The following is a 24,502-nucleotide window of genomic DNA, read 5'->3' as shown; positions in this document are numbered from 1 at the left end:
GAGGGTTTCTGGCACGTCGTAACCACCAAGGAGTGGAGATGAGACGGAAATCCGGAGCCAAACAGAGCCACGGCGACGTCGGGTTTTTCAAATTCCTTGGTAGAGCCTATTCAAACCCGGTCAGCCTTGTGCACGATGCAACGCGGAGACTGTTTTGTTTGAGTCAAGGTCCGGACGATGGTTCGGGAAGTTTGGGCATCACCGGCCACATGATCGTTGGGTTGTGTATGCCCTTGAACGTCTTGGCCTCCTTGGTGACCCCGTGCTCGGCACTTAGTTTTTTTGCACCCTTGACCGTGCCGTCCTTATTGAACGTAAGGAATCCTCCGAACTGATCCAGAAAATAAAACTGGGGCGCGTCGACGACATTGCGGTCCACCATGATCATCACCATGTGGTGCGCGTGGAGCGACACCAGGAAAAAGTAGACACCCGGTTCGGGATCTTTTGAGGTCTCGGCCAGCAGGGTATCCTCGAAGTCGGGGCTCCAACCCTTGGTCTTAGCCTGATAGGAAAAGACCAACCGCTCTCCCACCGCACCGTGGCGTCGTAGCAGGTGGGCCAGCCGAGTAACATTGGCCCCTTCTTTGGACCTTGCGTTGGCTGCCTTGGCCGGACCGATGACCTCGGGCTCGATCAATGCGCTCATTCCTTGGTTGCCAGCGTTCATGCACTGCGGACGGCTCATGGGACCCGCTTCGGCTTTCTTATCCCAGCGCTTGTAGGTGCGCTTCATCTTGTCTGACGGCTTGAGGCCACCTTCCTTGGGTGCTTCATCGATCCAGCGCGCGGATCCCGCGGCGCGCTGCTGCGCTTCCTCGCCAATCGGCTCATGGTCGGCCTTCCGGTCATACATAGTCTTCCAGATGAGTTCGCCGACATTCCTGCGGCCCACCTTTGCGTCGGGAAAATCGACAGTGAAGAACTCGACGAGGTCTCGCTTAGACAGTTCTGAAAGTGGCGCGATGTCCGCCGATAGTTCGCTGGGTTTCCGATATCCGCCTGCCAACACCTTCTTCAGGATGAAGTGAGGTGAGAGATGAGTCTCGTCTGTTTCTGCCTCGCCGGTGGGCGGCGCGCACTGCACAAGGCCGGGCGCTGTGCGCTGAACGGTATGGACCAGTTCGTGGGCAATGAGCCGCTTGCCCGTCAGCGTGTCGGGACGGTACTCGCCATTCGCGAAGCCGATGTGATTTCCAAGTGTGTAGGCGCGTGCATTGATGCCACTGGCGGCGGTGCCGGTGCGGGTGTCGTCATGGATGCGTATCTTGGAAAAGTCCTGGCCCAGGCGCGGCTCGAAATAGGACCGCTCGTATTGCGGGAGGGGACGTCCCCCGGAGGAGATCGCTGCCGCCGCTTGCGTGACGTTGCCCGCGTTTGACGGGGCAGCCCCAGACGGTTTTGCCCGGATCTCCTCCGCGTCTTTGCCCTTGTCATCCAAGACCTGACGTCGAAGCGCGACCGCCGGGGCAGGGGTGGAAGGGTTCGCGGCCATTTCGTCCGGGACTGCCTGATCGGCGACGCGGTCGGCCTCCTGTTCGTACCTGTCTCCGGGCGTATTGAGGGTGAGATTTGGTCTGATACCGCGTTTCTCCTGCGCCTCGCGCTCCAGGAGCCCCTCTCTCCCTGAAAGACCCACCGCTTCCCCGGGGGCGCGCTGAAAAACACTTGCCTGTCGAGGCGTGACATCCGGTTCTGGCGGGGCGTACACGCGGGTCATAGGAAAAATCTCCTAACGATTGCGGCGTCATTCAAAGTCTAACCGACAAGTCCCCGTTTGATTGGGATCGTAGCACTGAGGGGGTAAGAAAGCGAGGCAGAACTAAAGAGCACAGTAACGTCTGCACCTTGCAGAGCACTCCGGAAGCCTGCGGCAGCGTCCATTCGTGGGCCGTCTGGCGGCGTGCCGAAAACAGTGTGAAAAGAGATGATTACGCAGATTTGAAAACGCTTTGGGTTGACAGCTCTTACTGATTCCCCAGAGCGGCACTTGACTCGAATCGTTAATTTCCGCCTCCTAAAGGGGTGCAGCGATGCACAGCCGGGGGGCTACGGACAGACTAACAGTGAATCCATGCTTTGCTGCTCGCGAAGCAACTTGTTTATTGCGCTTTTATTTCTTTGCAGGCCACGCGTGCCTCTGATGTCCTTAATACAATAATACAACCAAAAGTAGCGCCAAGTTTTATTGGATTTAACTGCCGCATAGTTAAAGCAAGGGAGTTGTCCATGCCTGTCAACGTGTCCTATCCCGGAGTTTATATTCAGGAGGTACCAAGCGGTTCCCGCGCCATTGCTGGCGTGCCAACCTCCATAGCAGCGTTCATCGGCTATACAGTGCGCGGCCCGGTGAGTGAGCCGGTCCAGATTTTCTCTTACGCGGATTTCGAGCGGCAGTTCGGAGGGTTCGATGCCGATAGCGATCTCAGCTATGCGGTGAACCACTTCTTTCTCAACGGCGGCGGCACGGCATGGATCGTGCGGGTGGCGGCGAATGCGGAAGCGGCCACTGTGGGACTGCTGGATTTCGACGGCAACCCGAGCCTGACGGTGGAGGCGTCCTCTGAGGGTGCTTGGGGGAACAATCTGCAAATCACGGTGGATCACGACACTTCCGATCCCTTGAACACGTTCAACCTCACGATCGTCGAATTGGGGGAGCGGAACGGGAATCCGGTTGAGCTGCGGCGGGAGGTACATCGCAATCTTTCGATGAACGACAGAGCCGCAACCTATGCCGTGGATACGGTGAATGCCGCGTCCGATCTGGTGGAGCTGACGGATGACAGCGCGGGTGGCGGCGCCGGTTTTGCACGGAGCCGGGATATTCCCCAGGCGGTGATAGACGATCTTAATGCGGATCTACGGCGGATGGTTGTTTCCGTCGATGGGAGCCTGCCAACAGAGATCACGCTCTTTGACGAGGGCGACGCGCCGCCTGTGACGCGCGCGGCGATTGAGACGCGGATCGTGGCGCAGATCGGGGCGATGCTGCCAGGGGTTGCCGCTGTATCGAGTGTGATCGAGGGCGACCAGATCGTGATTACCTCGGGCACGAGCGACCGGCGCTCGGCCGTGGTGTTCCGCAACGCGTCGCAGCAGAATGCAGCGGCGCATCTGGGCTTTGGGGCTGCCAATGGTGGTGTAGAGGTGTCCGGCGCAGCAGAGTTGCGACCGGCGCTGCCCCATACGACGATTGCGGATTTCGCGGCGCTGACGGGCGCGATCGAGGCCAATGACGAGTTGCAGTTCGATCTGGTGGATCTGACGGATCCAGGAACGTCGCTCGCGGATGTGACGGTTGTGTTTGCGGTGGTGCCAGCCGATGAAGAGGAGGTGCGCGCCGCGATCGAGGCGGCGCTGCAGGCGGATGTGACACCGGCGCTGGCGGGTGCAACGGCGACGATTGTGAACGGCGCGTTGCGGATCGTGCCGGGCGCGGCGAACCCGGTTACGGGCATCCTGATCTCGGATGCGGTGGGTGATGCGCTCGGCTCGTCGGGCGTGGATGTGCTGGCCAATGTTGGCTTCTATCAGCCTGGTGTTGGCCCGACTGTAGGTGCACAGGTGTCGGGCATCACCGGCGCAGATGGGGACCCACCAACGCTGACTGCCGAAATCGTGGGCGACCGGATTCAGAAAACGGGGATATTCGCGCTCGAGGATGCAGACATATTCAACATCATGTGCCTGCCGGGCATTCAGGATGAGCCTGCGCTGACAGCGGCGGTCGCTTATGCAGAAGAGCGGCGTTCGATGATCATCATCGACATCGATCCCAATGTGGATACGCTTGAGGAGGCGCGCACTTGGATTGAGGGTGGACCCTTCCCCTCGAACAACGCGATGGCTTATTTCCCTCGCATTCGCATGGCGGACCCGTTGCAACAGAACCGGCCGCGACCTTTCCCGAATTCGGGGGCAATGGCTGGGGTTATGGCACGCACGGACAATGCGCGCGGAATCTGGAAGGCTCCGGCAGGCATTGAGGCTGGGCTGCGAGGTGTTCAGGAGCTCGACTATGCGCTCAGTGATCCGGAGAATGGCGTGTTGAACCCATTGGGGTTGAACTGCCTCCGGAATTTTCCCGTTTACGGCACGGTAGCTTGGGGTGCGCGCACGCTTGTCGGGGCGAACGCAAGGGCGAGCGAATGGAAGTACATCCCGGTGCGGCGCACGGCGCTTTTCATCGAAGAGAGCCTCTACCGTGGCACGCAATTCGCCGTTTTTGAGCCGAATGACGAGCCTTTGTGGGCAGAGATCCGGCTTTCGGTTGGATCCTTTATGAACAACCTCTTTCGGCAGGGCGCGTTCCAGGGATCGACGCCGCAGGAGGCGTATTTCGTGCGATGCGACAGCACGACGACGACGCAAGCGGATATCGATCTTGGCATCCTGAACGTCCTCGTTGGTTTCGCGCCGCTGAAGCCAGCCGAGTTTGTCATCATTTCGCTCCAGCAGATCGCTGGACAGGGCCAGTAAGCGCAAAGGAGAAAGACTATGGCTGAATTCAGTGTGAATCCGCAGCGCTTCGATCCCTACAAGAACTTCAAGTTCCGTGTGCGTTGGGACGGGCGCTTTGTGGCGGGTGTTTCCAAGGTAGGGGCACTCAAGCGGTCCACCGAGGTGGTCGAGCATCGCGTCGGCGGGGACAGCTCGACCGGGCGCAAATCGCCGGGACGTACGAAATTCGAAGCGATCATGTTGGAGCGCGGCGTGACCCATGACGAGGATTTCGAACGCTGGGCGAACCTTGTGTGGAACGTCGAGGCGGGGTTGGGAGCGGAAGTGTCCCTCTCCGACTTTCGCAAGGACATCATCCTCGAGATGTACAACGAAGCTGGGCAGTTGGCGATTGCCTACAAGGTGTTCCGTTGCTGGGTGTCGGAGTTCCAGGCGTTGCCGGAACTGGACAGCAACGCCAACGCCGTCGCCATCCAATCCATCAAGCTGGAGAACGAAGGCTGGATCCGCGATGTGGAGGTGCAGGAGCCGACCGAGCCCTCCTTCGCCTGATCTGAAATGAGAGTCTGATGGCACAGCATCTGACATCCACCAGCATCCTGCAGGCGTGGGAGGCCGGGGTGGGCCGCCGCCCACTGGATCGCGGTTTGGCACTGCTTTGGGCGGCTGGTGTATCCGGAGATTTGGCAGCGTTGCCATTGGCTGAGCGGGATCGCGGACTGTTACTGTTGCGGGCAGCGACGTTTGGGCGCGACCTGGAGGCGCAAGCGGTTTGCCCGGACTGCGGTGAGGTGTTGGAGCTGGCATTGGATGCAGAGGCTTTGGCTGGCGCGTTGCCGGAGATGGCCAAAGAGGTTGTTGGGGTCGGCGACGAAGAGATTTGTCTGCGACCGTTGACGAGCCGCGATTTGGCCGCCGTGGTAACCGTGCCGGATGCAGACCTGCCAGACGCTTTGCGGGCCCGGGCGACAGGAGGTGAATCTATTCCACCAACGTTGGTGGCAGAGATCGACGCCCGGCTTGAAGCGCGGGAGGCCGAGGGGGAGCTGACGACGCGGTTGTCCTGCACAGCCTGCTCTGCCGTGTGGACAGAGGTGCTCGATGTTGTAGCACTTGTCTGGGCCGAGGTGGAAGCAACGGCGCTGCGGCTTTTTGGTGAGGTTGCAGAATTGGCAGCCGCGTTCGGCTGGGCCGAGCGGGATATTCTGGCACTTTCAGCTGTGCGGCGGCAGACATACCTGCGGATTGCGAGAGGCGGATGAGCAGTGTGTTGCAGCGGCTGGTCGCGCGCGCCGCCGGGAAACAGAAGCCCGGATTGCAGGCGCGTCTGCCAGCACGGTTCGAAGCTGGCGGCATGACGGAGGACGGATTTTCCGAGCGGGTGGAGGAAGTTGCGGCCGAGCCTCGGCACGCGCGGGAGGAATCTTCGCCGCGACCTGTCAGGGAGGTGCCTGCCAGCGAGAGTATGACCGAGGACGTGCGCGCCGAGTCCGTAGAAGCACGTTTTTCACCCGACATGCCATCTCCGGCGGTGCCGAAGCGACGGACCGAGCCGGAGCGTGAGGATCGGCAGGACGATGGGCCGCTATTCGTAGAAGTTCGAGAGGGTTCCGATGGCACATCAGTTGGGCCAGCACCTCTTTTCACCGCCGAGGAGCGCGTGATGGAACGCGTTGTTAAGGAGGAGCGGCTGGTAGCGGAAAGCGCGCCACCCAGTGCATTCCTTGCAGGGGATGAACCTCCTGAGCCACTGTTGCCGACTGAGCCCGCTGAGCGCGAGGTCGGATCTTTGCCCGTTGCGCCGATGCCCGCGCAACGTGTTGAGCGAGGGACGCCGTTGGGCGAACCGCTGGACACGCAACCGCCCGAGATTTCCATCCATATCGGGCGGATCGAGGTACGAGGTGAGACCGAGAAAGCGGTGCCGCGGAAACGGGCGCAGCGGGACCTGAAGCTGTCCTCACTGTCCGACTTTCTTGGTGGGGGTGCCTCGTGAGCAATGTGCTGGCCATCTCCGCGGTGACGCAGTTGATGAAGGACCTCATCAATGATGCGATGATCAACGGAAATATCAGCCAGGTGCTGGGCTCGGATTTCACCGTGACGGCATTGCCGCCGAACCGCGTGGTTTCGGAGAATTCGGCGGACCAAGCGACGCAGTTGAACCTTTTCTTGTACCGCGTCTCGCCGAATGCGGCGTTGCGGAACTCGGATATGCCGACACGGAACCGGGCGGGTGATTTGGTATGCCGGCCGCGTCTCGCGCTCGATCTGCACTACATCCTGACTGCAGTTTCGGGAGAGGAGCTGCACGCGGAGATACTGCTGGGCTATGCGATGCAGCTTTTCCATGAACAGGCAATGCTGCCGCGCGAGGTGATCCGCGAAGCGCTGAACCTTGCGATCATCGATCAAATACTGCCGCCGGAGGATTTCGACCCGATCCGCGCCTCCGAGCTTGCTGATCAGGTAGAGATGATCAAGATCACGCCGCGGACGCTGTCCATGGACGATATGTCGAAGCTCTGGACGGCGTTTCAGGCGAGTTACAGGACGACGGTGGCCTATGACGTCTCTGTCGTGCTGATCGAGCGGGAATTGCCGGTGCGTCCAAGCCTGCCGGTTTTGTCGCGGGGCGGGCTGGTGGACCCGGAGACAGAGCGCGACCCCGGCGTGACGGTCCGCCCGGACCTGGCGAACACGGTGCCGACGCTGACGGCGGTCACGCCGGAAGATGGACATCCGGTGATGCGGCTTGGCGGGAACGTGGTGCTGGAGGGGTTCGCGCTGGATGGCGCAGAGGTAACGGTGCGCTTTACCGAACCCGGCACGGGTGTTGTGCTGGCCATGCCGCCGCTTGAGCCGGCAGCGCCGAACCGGTTGGTGGTGACGCTGCCCGAAGGGGTGCCGCTCTTGCCAGGATCGCCGCAGGCGGGCGGGGTGTTCGATCCGGCACGCTGGCGTGTTGGCGCCTACGTCGTTGATGTTTCGGTGTGGGATACTGACGGGCGCGAGATGATTTCCAACGCGCTGCCACTGGCGCTGGCGCCATTGAGTACAGCCGCGGCAGCGGCGGTGTTGGAGGATGTGCAACTGACGTTGACCTGCGCGCCGCCGATCAGGCCCGGGCAGACGGTTGCCATTGCTGCTGGGGCGTCGGCGATACCAGTGGACACGCCGGTGACGCCGGTGAATGAAGCATCCGCCACCTTCGCTGGCCTGACCTCTGGTATCGAGGTGCCGGTGCGATTGCGTGTCGATGGGATCGACAGTCCGGTGATCGACCTGACAACAGAGCCCCCGAGCCTTGAAACGGTGACGATCCCATGACGGTGACGATGCAGACAACGCCCGAGATGGAATTGGCCCTTCTGCGGGAAGGGCTGGAGGCGACAATCGGCTCTGTCAGGGCGCGGCTTTCGGCATTGGCGGAGGGTACGGCGCCACCGCCTTTCGCAGTATCCAAAGAGAGTGCGTTGCTTCGGCTGTCGTCGATTTTCCGGCTGACGGAGGCCGAGCAGGAATTGCTGGTGCTTGCCGTGGCGGTTGAACTCGATGGGGCGACGGCGGCCGTGGTTCAGACACTTGGCGGTCGCGACGTGTGCGACGTGTCGGTCGCTGAGCGCCTCGTGGGCCCGGCAATCTGGGATGCGCTTGTGCCCGAAGCACCGCTGCGGCGGTGGCGGCTGCTGGAGCTTGGCGGGGCAGGACCGCTCTGGCAGCGCAGTTTGCGCGCGGATGAGCGGATCGTTCATGCTTTGCTTGGCACGATGTATCTCGACCAGCGGTTGGAAGGCATGGTGCGACCTGTTTGGGCTGATGGGGTCGTGAGCGCGAGGGAGCGTGACTTGGCCGAGCGGTTGACGCAGGCCTGGCGAGGCGTGGCGCGCCCGCCGGTGATCCTGCTTGGCGGACGGGATGCGGCCGCGAAGCGGGCGCTTGCGGCGGCGGCGGCGGCGCGGTTGGGTATGGGGCTTTACCGGGTTGCGGCGGTGGATATTCCGGGCGACTGGGCGCAACGGTACGCGTTGGCGATCTTTCTGGACCGGGAGTTGGCGCTGTCCTCCGCCGCGGTGCTCATCGAAGGTGCGGCGGGGGCTTTTGCGGATCTGATCTCCGGTCCAACGATCCTGGCAGCGGACGACCCGGACTTGCCGGAGCGCCAGCCTGTGCTGCGCCTCGATCTGGCAGAGGCGGACCGGCGCGAACGGCGGGATCTTTGGCAACAGGCGTTGGGAACCCAGGGCGAGGCGGCATTGCTTGACCGGGTTGCAGCGCAATTTGCACTGCCGCCATCGGCCATTCGCGCGGCAGCGGCAGAGATGGAGCCGGGCATGGAGCCGGAGGCACTGACCGGACGGCTTTGGCAGGCGGCCCGGCTGCAGGGGCGGCGAGCGTTGGATGGATTGGCCGACCGGATCGAGAGCCGGGCGGGTTGGGCTGACCTTGTGCTGCCGGAAGATCAGCTTTCTGTTCTCAAGGACCTGGCGGGACATCTGCGCGACGCCTGGGTGGTAAATCAGGAGTGGGGCTGGGAAGGCAAAAGCCCGCGCGGTCTGGGTGCGGCAGCGCTTTTCGCCGGGCCTTCGGGCACCGGCAAGACGCTGGCGGCGGAGGTACTGGCAGGCGAACTGGCGCTTGATCTCTACCGGATCGACCTGTCGCAGGTTGTTTCCAAGTATATCGGTGAGACCGAAAAGAACCTGTCACGGATTTTCGAGGCGGCGGAGGATGGCGGGGCAATCCTGCTGTTCGACGAAGCGGATGCGCTCTTTGGCAAGCGGTCCGAGGTGAAGGACAGCCATGACCGCTATGCGAATGTGGAGGTAAGTTATCTCTTGCAACGGATGGAGGCGTATTCGGGCCTCGCGATCCTGACCACAAACCAGAAAGGTGCGGTGGATACGGCGTTTTTGCGCAGGCTCCGTTATGTGTTGAATTTCCCGTTCCCCGATGCGGCGGCGCGGGCGGAGATCTGGGCGCGGATATTTCCAAATGAGACGCCACTTGATGGGATCAAGCCCGACGCGCTTGCGGCACTGAACATTGCTGGCGGTGCCATTCGCTCGATCGCGCTTAACGCTGCTTATCTGGCGGCGGGCGCTGGGAAACCGTTGCGTATGGAGCATGTGCTGCGGGCCGCGCGGCGGGAATACACGAAACTTGAAAAGCCCTTCACGTCGGCAGAGATGGGGGCGTTTCGATGAGTGGCAGTCGGATCACACTTCGGATTGATCGAGTTGTCGTGGATCAGCCCGGGTTGACGCGGGGCGCGCTGGACAGCGCGTTACGCGCGGCGATCGAGACGCATTTGGCCGAGCGTGGGACCGCTGCATTTGTCGGGGGAGCGCGCGCGACGGCCACTGCGCAGATGCCACGGGCAGCGGATGCCTTGCCGGTGCGCGTCGCCTCTGCGGCGCTGAAGGCGGTGACGTCATGAGGTCGCGGGTGGCACGGCGGCGGGGTGCGGGTGTGCAGCGGTCCGTTTCGGTGAGCCGCCCTGGTGATGCGCATGAGCGGCGGGCGGATGCGGTGTCTGACGCGGCGCTTGGCGGTGTGGCGTCTCATCTGGGCGCGTCGCACGCGCCAGCTGTCTCATCAGGGGCGCTTACAGAGGCGGCGGATGCGACGGCGCTTGGTGGGCGGGCATTGGGTGCCGCCGAGCGCGCCTATTTCGAACCTCGCTTCGGACGGGATCTTTCCACGGTGCGCCTGCATACGGGCGTGAGGGCCAACGCGGCGGCAGCGGGGATTGGGGCCGAGGCTTTCGCGCATGGTCAGCATATCGCATTTGCGCCTGGTGCCTATGCGCCCCAGAGCCCGCGCGGGCGGCAGGTTCTGGCGCATGAGATTGTGCATACGCAAGCATCGGGCGGGCCGACGATCCAGCGGCTTTGCACGGCGAACAACATTTGCAACCCGCCCTCGGGCGGACCCGTTGCGGGCTCTGCCGAGGGCTTCAGTGAGGATCAGGAGGCGGAGGAGGCAGACCCGCGGGCACGCCGCCGCGGCATGACGCCAACACGGGCGCGCAGCAGCGGCCATGCGGGAAGGGCGCGGCAGCTTGAGCAGGTGCTGACGGCGCATGATGCCTCTCGCGTCGCGCTGGTGCATGGCATCTTCATCGATGCTGATTTGGCCGACGGAAGCTCCGCTATGTTGGCCGATTGCGGACGCTGGGCGCGGGAGAGCCTGCCAACCGGAGACACCGATCCGGACGGGTTCGCTGCCGCCACCAAGCGCTGCATCTTCGTGCCTGGGAAGCTCAATCGAGGGGCTTTGAAGTTCAACCGCGGTGCACGGCGGATTTTCGGCGAAACGCGTGATGCGTGGCACGCAGAGGCGCTTGCGGCGCTGGTCCACGAGAGCGAGCACGCGCGGTTTGAGGATACGATCAGTGGCGGGCTGACGCGGCCGGCGTCAGTGACGACGGCGACGTGCACCCATGCCGCAACGCAGGGCGAGCTTTCCGAGATTGTGGCGCTGGCCTCTGAGTTTCCCACGCATTTCGACGCGGCGGAGGCCGAGACAAGCCCGGGCGGGCCAGCACATCAGCGCCTCGATGCGAACATCGATTTCATCGCGACCTTCGATCCCAACAGCGAGAGCATTCCCGGATCGCTGCAGGCTTTGGGCTGCAAGTGCGAATGCAACGAGGTTGAAACGATGGTGACCCAGACAATGGATGCAGTGACGACGGGTTGGACGACGGCGCAAAAGGCCGGGCTGCGCACGGCGTTGCGGGGGCGGCTGCCCAACTGGCCAGCGGCACCGAGCCCATGATCCGGGCAGGCGCAAATAAAGCGGGAGGCTGCCATGGAGCGTAGCGTTGCCGTTGAAGCCGCCGAGGGTGCAATGGTGCAGCGGGCCTGCGACTGTGGCGGCGGCGAGGCATGCGCAGCTTGTGCGGCTGACGAGCAACTCGGGGTGCAGCCAAAGCTGACGCTTGGCGCACCGGGAGATGTGTATGAGCAGGAGGCAGATCGGGTCGCGGACCGCGTCGTTTCGGGTGCGGGCCTGACAGCGGCGCCGATCGCTGCAACGCCTTTGGTGCAGCGGATGGAGGCGGAGCCCGAGGAGGATGAGGCGTTGCAGATGAAAGCCGAGACGCTGCAGCGGATGGACGAGGAGGAGGACGAGGCCGTCCAGATGAAGCCCGAGTCGATACAACGCATGGCGGAGGAGGATGAAGAGGAAGCAGTGCAGATGAAGCCGGATCGTCTGCAGCGGATGGAAGACGAAGAGGAAGAAAGCGTCCAGATGAAGCCAGCAGCATCGGGACCTGCCGCGCATACAGGGGCAGCGGCCGCAGCGGTGGCCACGGGCGGGCAGCCACTTTCATCCGCGGACCGAGCTTATTTCGAGCCGCGATTGGGCTACGACTTCTCACGCGTGCGACTTCACACGGATGCGTCTGCGCAAAGGGCCGCCCGGGGTATCAATGCCCGCGCCTACACCCTGCAAAACCACATCGCCTTTGCGCCGGGCGAGTATGGTACCTCGACCGAGGGACGCCGGCTCATGGCGCATGAACTGGTGCATACGTTGCAGCAGGGACAGGCCGTGGGGTGCCCTGTGGTACAACGCGCCCCTGAGGCGTCAGAGGATCAGGCGGCGGTCCAAACGACAGATGTGACCACGCCCTGTGTCTGGGACTCCAAGGCTGAATGCCAATGTCCCCCGCCCGAGGTAGCCGCGCTGGTCAAGGCCCATGGCCTGGCCAGAGCCACGATGGCCCGGTCGCTTGCAGCGCTGCAAGCGAACCGCTCTGCGGCGGCGTCCGGCGGACGCAGGACGATGCAGATGCGCCGCATTGACCGCGTATTGAAACGCAATCTCGGGGTGCTGCGCGGCGATGAGGCGGGCCTTGACGAGGCGCTCGGCGCGCTCAAAAAAGCGCAGGTTTTTATCGGCGAAATCGACCCCGCAAACGATATCCGCTGTGAATCCGGCATCGCCGGCACACCTTGCGACAAGGCCGGCGCCGCGGCCTATTACAAATCCGGCAAGGTCACATTCTGCACCGACCAAGAGCGTTTTGCCCCCAATGTGAACGCGGTGACGATCGCGGCCGAATTGGATAAAGACCCAGACGAGCTGACCGAGGAACGCGAAGAACAGATCGAAGACCGCGTCAGCGATATCAGCGCGAAAAAGGAGAGCGAGGCAAAAGAGCTCAAGAAGTCCGGGGGCAATTCAGGCAAGGGCGCTGATCTTGAGACCGAGGATTACGAACGCATCGCGGAAGAGGCGATAGAAGCGCGCCCTGAAGTCGAAGCCGCCGAAGGCGCGTTGGGCCTGTCCCGTCTGGCAGCGACGCTCATCCACGAGGCGATGCACCACGCCATCGATCGCGGTCTGATCGACGTTTATATGGATCAGCAATACTTCACCGAAATGGGGCGCGACCGCAGGCGCGACCCGCCGGCAAAGACACTCGCCCTGCAAAACCCCGACAGCTACGTGATGCTGATCTATGACCTCGAAGAACGAGGCAATGACCCGCCAGCCGGGGATGAGCGACAGATGCAGGCGGGCACGAATGTGCGGCACACCAAAGGGATATACGACCTGCCCAAACCCATTCCCGTCTCCAAGGACAAAGGGGTGGATATCCGGCCCGTCCTTGGCCGCCGCTTGATCGGCACGACCTATGGGCAATCCCGCGCGGTGGTGCAGGAATTGATGTCGAGTTTCGGCGTGGTCTATACCGAGCTGGCCGACCCCGCGACGCCACTCACTGGTCTGGCGAACGCGAGCCTGGACGTGCTTGAACAGGACATCGGCCTGACGATTGATCGCGCCGCTGCGGCCAAAGGCGATGTCGATCTGTCGGCAATCTCCACCATCGCCTTTGCGCTGCAACAAACCTACATCGACTTCTTTATGAAAACCGACGGCAAGATCGTGATCTACCGCCGCTTCCCGGGGCAGGGCGAGGCAACCCACCGTGTCAAGATCTCGAAACACGCGGATTTCAAGGCGCTGGACGCCGAAGGTCGGGTACGCGAGTTGCTGAGCGCGCTGCCGCTCGACCAGACATTCCTGGATATCTTCAACGGCTCTTCTGAGTTGATCAATGGCCCGGTGCCAACGTTGAGCCCAAACATTCACACCGCAGCCATCAAACTGTCGCGCAAATTGGGGGTGCTGGCACAATGAAATTTTTGTCCTCTGCGGCCGCCGCCCGTTGGCCCGGACCCATCGCATCACGAGCCCTGTCATGACAGGTTTCCCACGCTCTCCGAAACTCACGCGTGCCGGGCTGGTGCTGATCTCGCCTGAGAGCGGGGCGGTGGAGCGGATCATCACTTTGCAATATGCGTCCGAAACGCTCTCTCGCTCGCTGGAAGTCCAGAGCATCGCGGACGAGCCGGATCGTTCGCAGCCGCTCAGGTTGACGGGCCCAGCGGTAGAGACGATCACGCTGGAGGCCGAGCTTGACGCGACCGATCAGCTGGAATTTCCACGGGAAAATCCGGATGCGGTGGAAGCCGGAATTTTTCCGGCGCTTTCTGCACTTGAGACGATGCTGCATCCCGCCACGGCGCAGTTGGAGCGGCAGAATGCGCAGGGCGCGGCGGGATCGTTCGAGATTACTCCGGCCGAAACGCCGCTGGCGCTTTTCGTCTGGTCCGCCAAGCGGATCGTGCCAGTGCGGGTGACGTCTCTGTCAATCACGGAGGAGTTCTTCGACGCAAATCTCAATCCCATCCGCGCGAAGGTCTCGCTCTCTTTGCGGGTCCTGTCCGTGGATGATCTGGGGTTCACACATCGCGGCTCCGGCCTTTTCATGGCGTATTTGCAGAACAAGGAACAGCTTGCAGGACGCGCGCGAGGCGGTGTTCTGAGTGGCTTGGGCGTGGGAGGATTGCCATGACGAATCCAATTCAGGCGATGTTTGAGGCGGGGATCGTGGAAGCCACGGATTTTCCACCGGAAAGCCGGTATGCGGGCCTGCCGACGAAGACGATCACAGGGCCTGATGGGCGGGTGATCACGTATGTGACGCGCCGGTTCGTGGCGCAGCCCGACGCTTTTGCGACGCAGGCCTACCGGTTGGTGACGCAAGGCGAACGGTTAGATCAGATCGCTGCCGCTGACATCGGCAACCCGGAGGGCTTTTGGTTTTTGTGCGACGCCAACGGCGCCGTGTTCGCCGAAGAACTTGAGGTTCCGGGGCGCGAGGTGCGTTTGACGCTGCCCCAGGGCGTGCCGGGCGCGGAGGAGGAGTTGTGATCAAGGGGATCAATCTTTCGGTGCTCTTTGGGCCAGGTGTGCCGGTGGCGGCCCCGCGCGCCGTCGTGGATGCGTTGCAATCTGTGAAGGTGATGGAGAATTCGGGAGAGACAGCGAGCGGGTTCGAGATGATGTTCGCGCTGGAGAAGGACTCGCCCCTGAACACGATCTTCCTGCTGGCAGGTGGGGCGGCGTTGCCGATCCTGCGGGTGGCTTTGTTGGCAACGATCAATGGGCAGGCCGTGAGCCTGATCAACGGCGTTGTCGAGAAGACGGATTTGCAACCGGGATCAGGCAGTGAACCGTCGATGCTTTCGGTCAAAGGCAAGGATGTGACGGCGGCGATGGACTACTTCGATTTCTCCGGCATTCCATATCCCGCTATGCCGCCCTTTGCGCGGGTTGGGTTGGTGTTGGCGAAGTATGCCTGGCTGGGCGTGATCCCTCAGATTATTCCCTCGTTGGAGAGTCCGCCGCTGCCGACAGACCGCATCCCCAGGCATCAGGACAGTGATCTGGCCTATATTCGCGCCCTGGCGAGGGAGGCTGGATACACGTTCTTTCTGAAGCCGGGACCGGCGCCTGCGACATCGGTTGCCTATTGGGGGCCGGAGATCAGACTGGGCGAAGTGCAGCCTGCGTTGACAGCAGAGAGCGGGTTTTCGACCAATACAGAAGAGCTTTCTTTCAGTTTCGGGAAGGATGAGTTCGAGGTTCCTGTGGTTTACATTCAGGAGCGGAATACCAAAGCGCCTATCCCGATCCCCATTCCGAGCGCGCATCCGTTTCATCTGCCGCATGGGGCGATCGTACCGCCACCACCCAAGATCAACCGCTTGAAGAATACAGCACGGTTGAACCCTTACGAGGCCGTGGTGCGAGGGTTCGCGGCGGCGGCCCAGCGAAGCGATCCGGTGCGCGGGCGCGGGCGGATCGACGTGTTGCGCTATGGTCGGATCTTGCGGGCGCGGAGCCTCGTGGGTGTGCGGGGCGCCGGGCGGGCGTTCGACGGCGTGCATTACGTCGACAGCGTGACGCACGATCTTTCGCGCGGGTCCTACAAGCAGTCTTTCACCCTGAAGAGGAGCGGGCTGCTGCCGACCCGTGCGTCGGTACCGGTATGACGGAGACGTATTACGGAAAATATCGGGGGACGGTCGTGAACAACGTCGATCCCCTGCTGACGGGCCGGATCCAGGCGATTGTGCCGGATGTGTCGGGCGTCGCTTTGTCCAGCTGGGCGATGCCGTGTTTTCCAATGGCGGGTATCCAGACAGGGAATTTGGCGGTGCCGCCGATTGGAGCGGGCGTGTGGATCGAGTTCGAGAAAGGCGATCCGGATTATCCGATCTGGACTGGCGGCTTTTTTGGCTCGGCCGCCGAGGTGCCCGCGCTTGCGAACATCACGCCGCCCGGCCTTTCGTCTTTGACGATGCAGACGACCCTGCAGAATGGGGTGACGGTGACGGACCTGCCGGGACCCACGGGTGGCATCGTGCTGAAAACCACCGCCGGGGCTTCTTTGATCGTGAATGATACCGGCATCTACATCCAGAACGGGCGCGGGGCCTCGATCACGTTGGTGGGGCCAACAGTGACGGTAAACAACGGAGCGCTGACAGTCATTTAAACAGGGTATTTGAGAGGGAGATCATGCCAGGACCAATGCTGCACCTCGGGGCGACCGTGACATGCTCACACGGTGGGCAGGCTTTTCCGGTGGCACCCAATCCACGGGTGCTGGTGTCCGGCCAGCCCGCTGTGGCGCAGACATCGGTTTGGACGGTGGCGGGCTGCGGGTTCGTGCCGCTTGCGGGCAACGGGCCGTGTGTGACGGCCACCTACGTCGTGGCCGCGACACGGGTGTTCATTGCGGGCGCACCTGCGGTTCTACTCGACAGTGCCAGTGTTTGCGCGCCAACCGGAACGCCTTTGATCCCGGTACAGAGCCAAACACGTGTGGTTGGGAGCTAGATGATGCAGCTTGAGTTTCCATATGGCTTCGATGGGCGGGACCGAACGGCGGAGACGTCCGAGGAGGAGCATATCCGCGATCTTATTGAGCAGGTTCTGTTCACCAATCCGGGCGAGCGTGTGAACCGGCCGGAATTCGGCGCAGGTGTATTGCAGCTTGTGTTTGGTACCGCAACACCAGAAGCGGCGGCGACGGCGGAATTCATGATCCGCGGGGCGTTGCAGCAGTACCTTGGGCAGCGAATTTCGGTTGAGGAGATCACAGCAGAGGCGGTCGAAGCCGCGATTGAGATTACGATCGTGTATCGGATTTTACGCTCCGACAGCTTGAGCACGACGACGTTCCGATTGGGAGAAGGCATATGATCTATCATTGCTGCGATCCCAGGCGGCGGGAGCTTGTCCTGGAAGCTATTGATGGCGGTGCGGCCATCAATGGGATCGACTTTCTTGAGGTGTTGGACAACGAGGCGCCGGATGATGTGGCCCCGCAACAGACGCTACTCCTGCGGTTTCTAGGAGCGGCGCCAGCACTGACAGTGCAGAATTTCGAGCTGACGGGCGGGGAACGGATCACCGGTGTTGCAATCGAGTGGGTGATGGCCGCTGATGCGCCGGATATGACCTTGGCCGAGCCCGGGTTGCTAACATATCTTGGAACGCTGCCAGAGCCTGCGAACGTCCTTGTGCTAAGGACGGATTCCGCCGGAGATTATGCTGGATATACGCTGCGCCTCGTCGCTGGCCCAAATGCATTGACGCCGCCGCCGGGTATAGATCGTGTGCTTTCGGAGGTGGACTTTTCCTTCAAGGTAGAATGCCCCACCGATTTTGATTGCGCGCCGGTCCATGTCTGCCCCGAGGAGGTGCCGGAGCAGCCATCGCTGTCTTACCTTGCCAAGGACTACCAAACCTTCCGCCGCCTGATGCTGGGGCGGATGGCACAGGTCATGCCAGACTGGCAGGAGCGGAACCCAGCGGATCTGGGGATCACGCTTGTGGAAGCGCTGGCATATACGGCAGATCGATTGAGCTATGCGCAAGACGCGGTGGGGACCGAGAGCTATCTGGCAACGGCGCGCCTTCGTTCCTCGATCCGACGTCACGCGCGGTTGGTCGACTACAGGATGCATGACGGGGCCAACGCACGCGTCTGGGTTCATGCAGCGACGGATACAGACGGGACTGTGGTTGCCGCCGGTACGCGGTTTTTGAGCCGGGTGCCGGGGTTCGATCCTGTTGTCTCCCCCGGCGATGACGAGGAAGAGGCGCTAAACACCGGACCGCTGGTGTTCCAGAGTTTTGCGGAGAACGAGCTGTTCGTACTCCACAACGCGATGGACTTCTACGAATGGGGAGATGCGGAGTGCTGCCTCCCGAAGGGTGCAACCCGCGCGACGCTGGAGGGAGATCTCGAAAACCTCGCCGTTGGAGACGTGTTGATCTTTGAGGAGCGGGTGGGACCGCGCACGGGACTGGAGGCAGATGCGGACCCGACGGTGCGCCATGCCGTGCGCCTGTGTGCTGTCGAGGCGGGTTTGACGGATCTGCTGACGAACGCGCCCATCACCGAGATACGGTGGGCAGAAGAGGATGCGCTGCCCTTTCCGTTCTGTATCTCGTCGCGGCTTGACGATGCTGTCGGCGGCGGGCTGGCGGTGCGCGTGTCGCACGCCTTGGGAAACATACTGCTGGCCGATCACGGGCAGACCGTTGTGGCGGAAGAACTCGGCGAAGTGCCCGAACCCCATTTGCGGCTTGTGCCGGAGCGCTCTGACGATCCGTGTAATCACCCGGAGCCGAAAGCGGTGCCACCCCGTTTCCGCCCTGTACTGCTGGACGGGCCGGTGAGTCAGATCGCGGAGTTTGACGAAGATGCGCCTTCGGCATTTGCTTCAACCGCCGTGGGGCTGGCGGGTCGGCGACCGGATGTGACGCTTGATACAGGCACGGTGGAGTGGGACGCGCGGAATGATCTGCTTGGTTCCTTCCCGGAGGACAGGCATTTCGTCGTCGAGACGGAGCGCGACGGTGTTGCGCGGTTGCGCTTCGGGGATGACCAGAACGGGCGGCGCCCGAATTCAGGCACGGCATTCGAAGCGACATATCGCGTTGGGAATGGGCGCGTGGGCAATGTCGGCGCTGAGGCAATAGCCCACGCGATTACGGGTGTGGCGAACATTACGGCTGTGAGGAATCCGCTACCGGCGACGGGCGGCGTCGATCCCGAGGGAATGGAGGAGGTGCGGCAGGCTGCACCACATACCTATCGGCGGCAGGAGCGGGCCGTTACGCCGGAGGATTACGCGCGGCGGGCCGAGACGTTCCGCGATGTGCAGCGGGCGGCGGCAACATTTCGGTGGAACGGGCACGGGCACACGGTGTTCGTGACAGTGGACCGCTTTGCCGGGCGCCCTGTAACGGCGGATTTCGAGGCGGAGTTGCGCTCTTATCTCGATCGGTTTCGTATGGCCGGATACGATCTTGAGATTGATGCACCGCGTTTTGTGGCCCTTGAGGTTGCGCTCTTTGTCTGTGCTGGTCGGGAACACTTTCGGTCCCAGGTTCGCGCCGATGTCCTGGCTGCCCTTTCGGCTGAGCGGTTACCCGATGGCAGCATCGGCTTCTTCCACCCCGACAATTTCACTTTCGGTCAGCCCCTTTATCTATCGGCGATCTACGCACGGGTGATGGAGATTGAGGGTGTGGAGTCCGTCGAAGCTTTGCATTTCCGGCGGCGGGGGCGGACCGACCCGGCGCCATTGCTGGATGGTGTGCTGGAATTTGGGCGGCTGGAGATCGCGCAGCTGGAGAATGATCCAAACTTCCCCGAGCGGGGTGCTTTGCAGATCGAGATGGGAGGCGGGAAATGAATGACGCGCCGATCAGGATTGGCCATCCAGATGAAGGCTTCGCGCCAGATGTCTGCGGCTGTTGTGACGGGACCGAGCTGGCAACGCTCAGACCAACAGAGAACCGGCCCAACCTTTCCGCGATAGCATTCCGGGCGGGGGATCACGGGCAGTTCAAAGCGTCGATGCTGACCCGGCTGGCGTCTTCCACATATCCGGCACTACGGGGGCTGGGGACGCGCGAAGATGACGATTTTTCGATTGCGCTCATTGATGCCTGGGCCTCGGCCTGCGATGTGCTGACCTTTTATCAGGAACGGCTGGCCAACGAGGCCTATATGGGCACCGCGACAGAGCGGCTTTCCATCGGGGAGTTGGCGCGGCTGATCGGGTATCGCCTGCATCCGGGTGCTGCTGCCGAGACCGATCTGGTGATCCTGATGGAAGATCCGCCAGCGGCGGAGGCGGATGTGGCAGAGCTTCTCGTGCCCGAAGGCACGCGGGTGCAGAGCCAGCCGGGACCGGACGAGATGCCACAGGTGTTCGAGACGATCGAAGACCTTGAGACGCGGGTGGCGTGGAATGCACTGCGGCCGCAGCTTTTCGAGGCGGTGCTGCCACGGAATGGGGATAGGTCCACCTGGCTCGCAGGGAGCCCCGCCTTACAAGTGGGCGACACGATCCTTTTTGTCAGCCGGGAACGCGATGATGAGGATTTTGTCGATTTCAGCACGAACTCTCCGTTTTGGGACAGACGGCGCATCGTACGAGTGGAGCTCTTTGCGGAGCTCGACCGCACGCGGATCACTTGGGATCGGCCGCTCAACAGTGTGAATTCCGGCCCCTCAGGACCGACAGCTGGTCTGCGTTTGTTTGTGCTACGCGACCGGGCTTCACTCTTCGGCTACAACGCGCCGCATCCGCTTTCGATCGGGGAACGAAACCGGGATGCCTACGGTTATTCTGATGATCCGCAGCCAAACTCGCCCTCCACCATCTCGGGCACGGATGCGGAGTCGGGTGATTGGCTTTTTACCTTTGCTGAAGACGGCTCGATCTCGCTCGATCTCGTTTACAAGAGTTTTGTGGAAGGTGGCTGGGTGGTCATCACGACGCCCGCAGGATTGAGCACTCTGCACCGGATCGAGACGGCGAGCGCAGATACGGAAGCGCGATATGCTCTGAGCGGCAACGTGACCCGGCTAACATTCGATCTACTGCCGGTAATCGTAGGGCTTGAGACCGTCTATCGCCGGTTCTCGGTGAACGGTGGCAGCGAGGAGCTTCAATTCGCGGACACCCCGGTGACGCGCATCGTTGCTGGTAGCGACGTGACGCTGAACAATGCGGTGGAGGGCCTGCCCGAGGGGCGGAAGCTGATTTTCCGCGGTAAGCCAGCGCGCCTGCGGGTTGTGGCGCAATCGGTGAATGTGGCGCGGCCTGATGCCGACCCGCTGGAGGTGGAGAAAGGCGCGTTACTGACGCTGCTGGCCGATCCAATTTCCATCTTCATCTTCGGCGTGACGATCTCGATTTTCCGGGTGCGGACGGAGGCCGGAGACGAGGGCTCGATCACGGTGTTTGGAGATGTCGATGCGGTGCTCGAGACCGTGGCAGCGGACGAGATGGTGCCGGAAACCGCCGTCGTTGCGGTTCTCAAGCGTGCCGAGACGATAGGGGGCGGTCCCACCGTTCTGACGCTGAAGGACGCGCTTCCCGTGGCCTTCGACCGGGAGAGCCTGCGCATCCACGCCAACGTGGCGCGCGCGGCCCATGGAGAAGGGGTGACAGATATTCTGGGCTCGGGCGATCCTTCGCAGCCCTTTCAGAAGTTTTTGCTGAAAGAGGCGCCTGTGACGCATCGGGTGGCGCCGACAGAAACAGGGATAGAAAGCACGCTGACGCTGCGCGTGGACGGTGCGGAATGGGATGAGGTGCCGGATCTTTATCAGCGGGGCCCATCGGCGCGGGTGTTCAAGACGTCGCTGACGGATGCGGGCGAGACGGTTGTGGAGTTTGGCGACGGGATTTCCGGGTCACGCCCCCTAGCGGGGCGGGACAATATCGTGGCCGAGTATTCCAAGGGGATCGGGCTTGCCGGGAACGTGCGTGCCGGGCAGCTGAAGCTGCCATTGGACAGACCCCTGGGATTGAAAGAAACGACCAACCCGCTGCCCGCGACGGGCGGGGATGACCCCGAGCGGCAGGAGGATGGGCGGCGGAATGCGCCGATTTACACGCTGACGCTGGGGCGGGTGGTCTCGCTCACGGACTATCGCGACTTTGCGCTCGGTTTTCCGGGGATTGCAAAGGCGGAAGCGCGCTGGGTTTGGCAGGGAGAGACGCGGCGGATCGTGGTGACTGTAGCAGGACCCGGAGGCGTAGAAATTCCTCAGGGCTCTACGACGTTTGCCAATCTCCTGGCGGCGTTCCGTGCTCTTGGGGACCCGCTGGTGGGCGTGGATTTGCTGTCTTACGCGCCCGCGTTCTTCCGGCTGGGACTACGTGTCGCCGTGGACACCGCATATGATGCAGACCTCGTGTTGCCTGCCACCGAGGCTGCACTACGCGAGGCGTTTTCCTTTGAAGCGCGGGATTTCGGGCAGTTACTGGCATTGAGCGAAGTGGCCGTGGCGGCGCATCGGGTGCCGGGAGTGGCGGCGATTGATGTGGATCTGCTCTACCGGGAGGAGGCGCCTCAAACAGCACAAATCGCCCATGCCAGGCTGATTTCGCAGCAGGGACGGCAAGGAACCGACGGTGAGCTTCTGCCTGCAGAAATCCTGACACTTTCGCCAGGTGCGCTTGATAAGCTGGAGGTGATGTCATGAACCGGATCACGCCAGAAGCTTTGTACGAGCTGCTACCAGCTGTGCACCGACTTCGCGATGCGGATCAGGGCGAGCCGCTGCGCGCGTTGATGGCAGTGCTGGCGCGCGAGGGTGCTGTGGTTGAGGAGAATATCGAGCAGTTGCTCGACAATCTCTTTATCGAGACCTGTGCGGACTGGGCTTCGCCTTACATCGGCGGAACGATTGGCTACCGGACGCTTCACCAGATCGAAGGCACGGATGTCGGCAACCGGGCGGAGGTGGCGAATACCATCGGCTACCGGCGCAGGAAGGGTACGGCGGCGGTGCTTGAGCAGCTGGCTCGGGATGTCACGGGATGGCCCGCGCATGTGGTTGAGTATTTCCAGGTGGTCGCGACGTGCCAGCATACGAACCATATCCGGCCCGCGCATCACCTCGGGCCGGATCTGCATGACCCTTTGGATATTGAGCCTTTAAACAAGGCGTTTGATCGGGTGTCGCAGACAGTGGATGTCCGCTCCATCCAGCAATCGCCGGGGCGGGAGAGTATTGGGGGCACGCATAATCTGCAGAACATCGGGCTGCATCTATGGCGGTTGATCCCCATGCAGCTGACGCGCGCTCCTGTGCGGGACGTCGATGCGACGCGCTTCCTTTTTGATGCGCTGGGAGCGCCGCGGCAATTGGTGAACCGGCCCGCGCCGGAGGATACGATTGCGAGCATCTCTGCACCGCGCCATGTGCCGGGGGATCTGACTCGGCGGGCATTGGATGCGGATGTTGCCGAATGGTATCCGCGCGCCTTTGAGATTTTTGTGGATGGCGTCGGAGTGCCGTTGGAGGAGATCGAAGCCTGCGACCTCTCGGATGATGGCGTCGGCTGGAACCATGTGCCGCCGAACCCTCCAGAGGGTGAGGTGGCGGGCGTGCGCGTGGATCCAGAGCTTGGGCGGCTCGCCTTTCCAGAAGCGCCAGCGGGTGAGGTGCGGGTGAGCTATCACACTGGCTTTCCGGCGCGGATCGGTGGAGGAGAGTACAATCGTGCGGCGGGGCTGGCAGGATTGCCAGAGGCGGAGGTACGCGAAGTACCAAGCCAGCACGCTACGATCCAGGCTGCGATCGATGCACTGACGGATGCGGGCGGGATCGTGGAAATTGCCTCCAACGATGTGTTCACAGGCAATGTTGTGATTTCCGTAGCAGATGGTCGGGAAATCGTGCTGCGGGCGGCTGACGGGTTTCGCCCGATCCTGCGCCCGGGCAACCCGATCCAGATTGAGGGCGGGGAAGACGGCCGTGTGATCCTCGACGGGCTTGTCGTCGAAGGGCAACGGGTGAACATTCGGGAAGTGGGTGACGTGTCACTGAAAGAGGTGACGCTGCGCCATTGCACGCTGATCCCCGGTCGGCGTTTCACAGAGACAGGTGCCCCGCAAAGCCCGAATGCTTCGAGCCTCACGGTGAACACGGTCGGGCTGGAACTGTTTCTGACGCACAGCATCACCGGGCCCATCCTGATGGACGAGACAACAAATGCGGAAATTCGGGACAGTGTTGTCGATGCCGCTGCCGCAGACCCCGGGGACAGCGCGGAGGCGCGCGCCATTCGGGGGACGGGCGGGGTAAACCAGCCAGCCGGTGCACTGACAATCATCGCGAGCACCGTGATCGGACGGATAACGGCTCGCGCGTTTCCGCTGGTTTCGAATTCCATTCTTTTTGCGCGGAGCCCCGGGCCAGGTGCGCCGATCCGCGCGCTCCAACGACAAGAGGGGTGCATGCGGTTTTCCTGGGTTCCGCAAGATGCGATCACACCAAGGCGCTATCGTTGCCAACCGCAACTAAGCATCGATCAGGCGATCGCGGTGGCCGAGGAGAGTGGGCCGGTGAGCCAGATGGTACGGCAGCTCATCATCCGGCGGATCACACGGTGGCTTGTGCCAAGTTTTACCGCACTGAGCGCCAGCCATCCTGCCTACTGCCAACTCCGGCAAGCGGCACCGTTAGAGGTTCGCACCGGCGCTTCGGATGAAAGTGAGATGGGCGTTTACCATCTTCTCTTTGCCCCACAGCGCGAAACGAACCTGCGTATTCGTCTTGACGAATATCTGCGCTTCGGACTGGAGGCCGGGATTTTCTATGAAACTTGATTTTGGAGGA

Annotated in this window: 19 protein-coding genes; 18 read left to right on the top strand and 1 reads right to left on the bottom strand. The window is 62.2% G+C overall.

From position 1 onward, the window contains the following. Positions 1 to 163 precede the first annotated feature (163 nt). A complete protein-coding gene (locus AC53L6_RS07415) occupies positions 164 to 1,720 on the bottom strand; it encodes an eCIS core domain-containing protein (protein WP_496907374.1) in 1,557 nt (518 codons plus the stop codon). Positions 1,721 to 2,229: 509 nt separating this feature from the next. Here AC53L6_RS07415 and AC53L6_RS07410 point away from each other — a divergent pair. The 18 genes from AC53L6_RS07410 to AC53L6_RS07325 all read left to right on the top strand — a co-directional run bounded on the left by AC53L6_RS07410 (position 2,230) and on the right by AC53L6_RS07325 (position 24,492). Continuing rightward, on the top strand, positions 2,230 to 4,482 hold the full coding sequence (locus AC53L6_RS07410; RefSeq protein ID WP_496907373.1) for a phage tail sheath family protein: 2,253 nt from the start codon (positions 2,230 to 2,232) through the stop codon (positions 4,480 to 4,482). 18 nt (positions 4,483 to 4,500) lie between these two features. Further along, positions 4,501 to 5,016, top strand: coding sequence for a phage tail protein (locus tag AC53L6_RS07405; RefSeq protein ID WP_496907372.1), 516 nt, complete (start codon positions 4,501 to 4,503; stop codon positions 5,014 to 5,016). 17 nt (positions 5,017 to 5,033) lie between these two features. After that, positions 5,034 to 5,726, top strand: a complete 693-nt coding sequence (locus AC53L6_RS07400) for a hypothetical protein (RefSeq protein ID WP_496907371.1) — start codon at positions 5,034 to 5,036, stop codon at positions 5,724 to 5,726. Then, a complete protein-coding gene (locus tag AC53L6_RS07395; protein WP_496907370.1) occupies positions 5,723 to 6,460 on the top strand; it encodes a hypothetical protein in 738 nt (245 codons plus the stop codon). Before AC53L6_RS07400 ends, AC53L6_RS07395 begins: the two co-directional genes overlap by 4 nt. Continuing rightward, positions 6,457 to 7,794 (top strand): Pvc16 family protein, encoded by a 1,338-nt coding sequence (locus AC53L6_RS07390; RefSeq protein ID WP_496907369.1) that lies wholly within the window; start codon positions 6,457 to 6,459, stop codon positions 7,792 to 7,794. Before AC53L6_RS07395 ends, AC53L6_RS07390 begins: the two co-directional genes overlap by 4 nt. Continuing rightward, positions 7,791 to 9,671, top strand: a complete 1,881-nt coding sequence (locus AC53L6_RS07385) for an ATP-binding protein (protein WP_496907368.1) — start codon at positions 7,791 to 7,793, stop codon at positions 9,669 to 9,671. Before AC53L6_RS07390 ends, AC53L6_RS07385 begins: the two co-directional genes overlap by 4 nt. Beyond that, complete coding sequence (locus tag AC53L6_RS07380; RefSeq protein ID WP_496907367.1) at positions 9,668 to 9,904, top strand: hypothetical protein; 237 nt, start codon at positions 9,668 to 9,670, stop codon at positions 9,902 to 9,904. Before AC53L6_RS07385 ends, AC53L6_RS07380 begins: the two co-directional genes overlap by 4 nt. Continuing rightward, on the top strand, positions 9,901 to 11,247 hold the full coding sequence (locus AC53L6_RS07375) for an eCIS core domain-containing protein (RefSeq protein WP_496907366.1): 1,347 nt from the start codon (positions 9,901 to 9,903) through the stop codon (positions 11,245 to 11,247). The genes AC53L6_RS07380 and AC53L6_RS07375 overlap by 4 nt, the downstream gene beginning before the upstream one ends. Positions 11,248 to 11,280: 33 nt before the next feature. After that, positions 11,281 to 13,626 carry an eCIS core domain-containing protein gene (locus AC53L6_RS07370; protein ID WP_496907365.1) on the top strand — a complete coding sequence of 782 codons (2,346 nt, stop codon included), beginning with the start codon at positions 11,281 to 11,283 and terminating at the stop codon, positions 13,624 to 13,626. 61 nt (positions 13,627 to 13,687) lie between these two features. Then, a complete protein-coding gene (locus tag AC53L6_RS07365; RefSeq protein WP_496907364.1) occupies positions 13,688 to 14,344 on the top strand; it encodes a hypothetical protein in 657 nt (218 codons plus the stop codon). Then, positions 14,341 to 14,703 carry a hypothetical protein gene (locus tag AC53L6_RS07360; RefSeq protein ID WP_496907363.1) on the top strand — a complete coding sequence of 121 codons (363 nt, stop codon included), beginning with the start codon at positions 14,341 to 14,343 and terminating at the stop codon, positions 14,701 to 14,703. The genes AC53L6_RS07365 and AC53L6_RS07360 overlap by 4 nt, the downstream gene beginning before the upstream one ends. Further along, on the top strand, positions 14,700 to 15,827 hold the full coding sequence (locus AC53L6_RS07355) for a hypothetical protein (protein WP_472726133.1): 1,128 nt from the start codon (positions 14,700 to 14,702) through the stop codon (positions 15,825 to 15,827). The genes AC53L6_RS07360 and AC53L6_RS07355 overlap by 4 nt, the downstream gene beginning before the upstream one ends. Continuing rightward, positions 15,824 to 16,333, top strand: coding sequence for a phage baseplate assembly protein V (locus AC53L6_RS07350; protein ID WP_496907362.1), 510 nt, complete (start codon positions 15,824 to 15,826; stop codon positions 16,331 to 16,333). Before AC53L6_RS07355 ends, AC53L6_RS07350 begins: the two co-directional genes overlap by 4 nt. 23 nt (positions 16,334 to 16,356) lie before the next feature. Then, positions 16,357 to 16,677: a hypothetical protein gene (locus AC53L6_RS07345; protein WP_299605088.1), complete on the top strand. Its 321-nt coding sequence runs from the start codon at positions 16,357 to 16,359 to the stop codon at positions 16,675 to 16,677. After that, on the top strand, positions 16,678 to 17,043 hold the full coding sequence (locus tag AC53L6_RS07340; protein ID WP_299605086.1) for a GPW/gp25 family protein: 366 nt from the start codon (positions 16,678 to 16,680) through the stop codon (positions 17,041 to 17,043). It abuts the gene before it with no gap. Then, positions 17,040 to 19,550, top strand: coding sequence for a putative baseplate assembly protein (locus AC53L6_RS07335; RefSeq protein WP_496907361.1), 2,511 nt, complete (start codon positions 17,040 to 17,042; stop codon positions 19,548 to 19,550). Before AC53L6_RS07340 ends, AC53L6_RS07335 begins: the two co-directional genes overlap by 4 nt. After that, positions 19,547 to 22,360 (top strand): baseplate J/gp47 family protein, encoded by a 2,814-nt coding sequence (locus AC53L6_RS07330; RefSeq protein WP_496907360.1) that lies wholly within the window; start codon positions 19,547 to 19,549, stop codon positions 22,358 to 22,360. The genes AC53L6_RS07335 and AC53L6_RS07330 overlap by 4 nt, the downstream gene beginning before the upstream one ends. Then, on the top strand, positions 22,357 to 24,492 hold the full coding sequence (locus AC53L6_RS07325) for a hypothetical protein (protein WP_496907359.1): 2,136 nt from the start codon (positions 22,357 to 22,359) through the stop codon (positions 24,490 to 24,492). Before AC53L6_RS07330 ends, AC53L6_RS07325 begins: the two co-directional genes overlap by 4 nt. Positions 24,493 to 24,502: the final 10 nt, after the last annotated feature.

It is taken from the genome of Tateyamaria sp. LSS28 (assembly GCF_059611725.1).
The sequence above is the reverse complement of the archived record's forward strand: the minus strand, read 5'-3'. Positions and strand labels throughout refer to the sequence as shown.

Coding starts and splice junctions, on each gene's coding strand:
- AC53L6_RS07360 (WP_496907363.1), top strand. CDS start 14,341: ATGACGAATCCAATTCAGGCGATGTTTGAGGCGGGGATCGTGGAAGCC.
- AC53L6_RS07365 (WP_496907364.1), top strand. CDS start 13,688: ATGACAGGTTTCCCACGCTCTCCGAAACTCACGCGTGCCGGGCTGGTG.
- AC53L6_RS07385 (WP_496907368.1), top strand. CDS start 7,791: ATGACGGTGACGATGCAGACAACGCCCGAGATGGAATTGGCCCTTCTG.
- AC53L6_RS07370 (WP_496907365.1), top strand. CDS start 11,281: ATGGAGCGTAGCGTTGCCGTTGAAGCCGCCGAGGGTGCAATGGTGCAG.
- AC53L6_RS07345 (WP_299605088.1), top strand. CDS start 16,357: ATGCCAGGACCAATGCTGCACCTCGGGGCGACCGTGACATGCTCACAC.
- AC53L6_RS07375 (WP_496907366.1), top strand. CDS start 9,901: ATGAGGTCGCGGGTGGCACGGCGGCGGGGTGCGGGTGTGCAGCGGTCC.
- AC53L6_RS07380 (WP_496907367.1), top strand. CDS start 9,668: ATGAGTGGCAGTCGGATCACACTTCGGATTGATCGAGTTGTCGTGGAT.
- AC53L6_RS07415 (WP_496907374.1), bottom strand. CDS start 1,720: ATGACCCGCGTGTACGCCCCGCCAGAACCGGATGTCACGCCTCGACAG.
- AC53L6_RS07325 (WP_496907359.1), top strand. CDS start 22,357: ATGAACCGGATCACGCCAGAAGCTTTGTACGAGCTGCTACCAGCTGTG.
- AC53L6_RS07395 (WP_496907370.1), top strand. CDS start 5,723: ATGAGCAGTGTGTTGCAGCGGCTGGTCGCGCGCGCCGCCGGGAAACAG.
- AC53L6_RS07340 (WP_299605086.1), top strand. CDS start 16,678: ATGATGCAGCTTGAGTTTCCATATGGCTTCGATGGGCGGGACCGAACG.
- AC53L6_RS07405 (WP_496907372.1), top strand. CDS start 4,501: ATGGCTGAATTCAGTGTGAATCCGCAGCGCTTCGATCCCTACAAGAAC.
- AC53L6_RS07400 (WP_496907371.1), top strand. CDS start 5,034: ATGGCACAGCATCTGACATCCACCAGCATCCTGCAGGCGTGGGAGGCC.
- AC53L6_RS07410 (WP_496907373.1), top strand. CDS start 2,230: ATGCCTGTCAACGTGTCCTATCCCGGAGTTTATATTCAGGAGGTACCA.
- AC53L6_RS07335 (WP_496907361.1), top strand. CDS start 17,040: ATGATCTATCATTGCTGCGATCCCAGGCGGCGGGAGCTTGTCCTGGAA.
- AC53L6_RS07350 (WP_496907362.1), top strand. CDS start 15,824: ATGACGGAGACGTATTACGGAAAATATCGGGGGACGGTCGTGAACAAC.
- AC53L6_RS07330 (WP_496907360.1), top strand. CDS start 19,547: ATGAATGACGCGCCGATCAGGATTGGCCATCCAGATGAAGGCTTCGCG.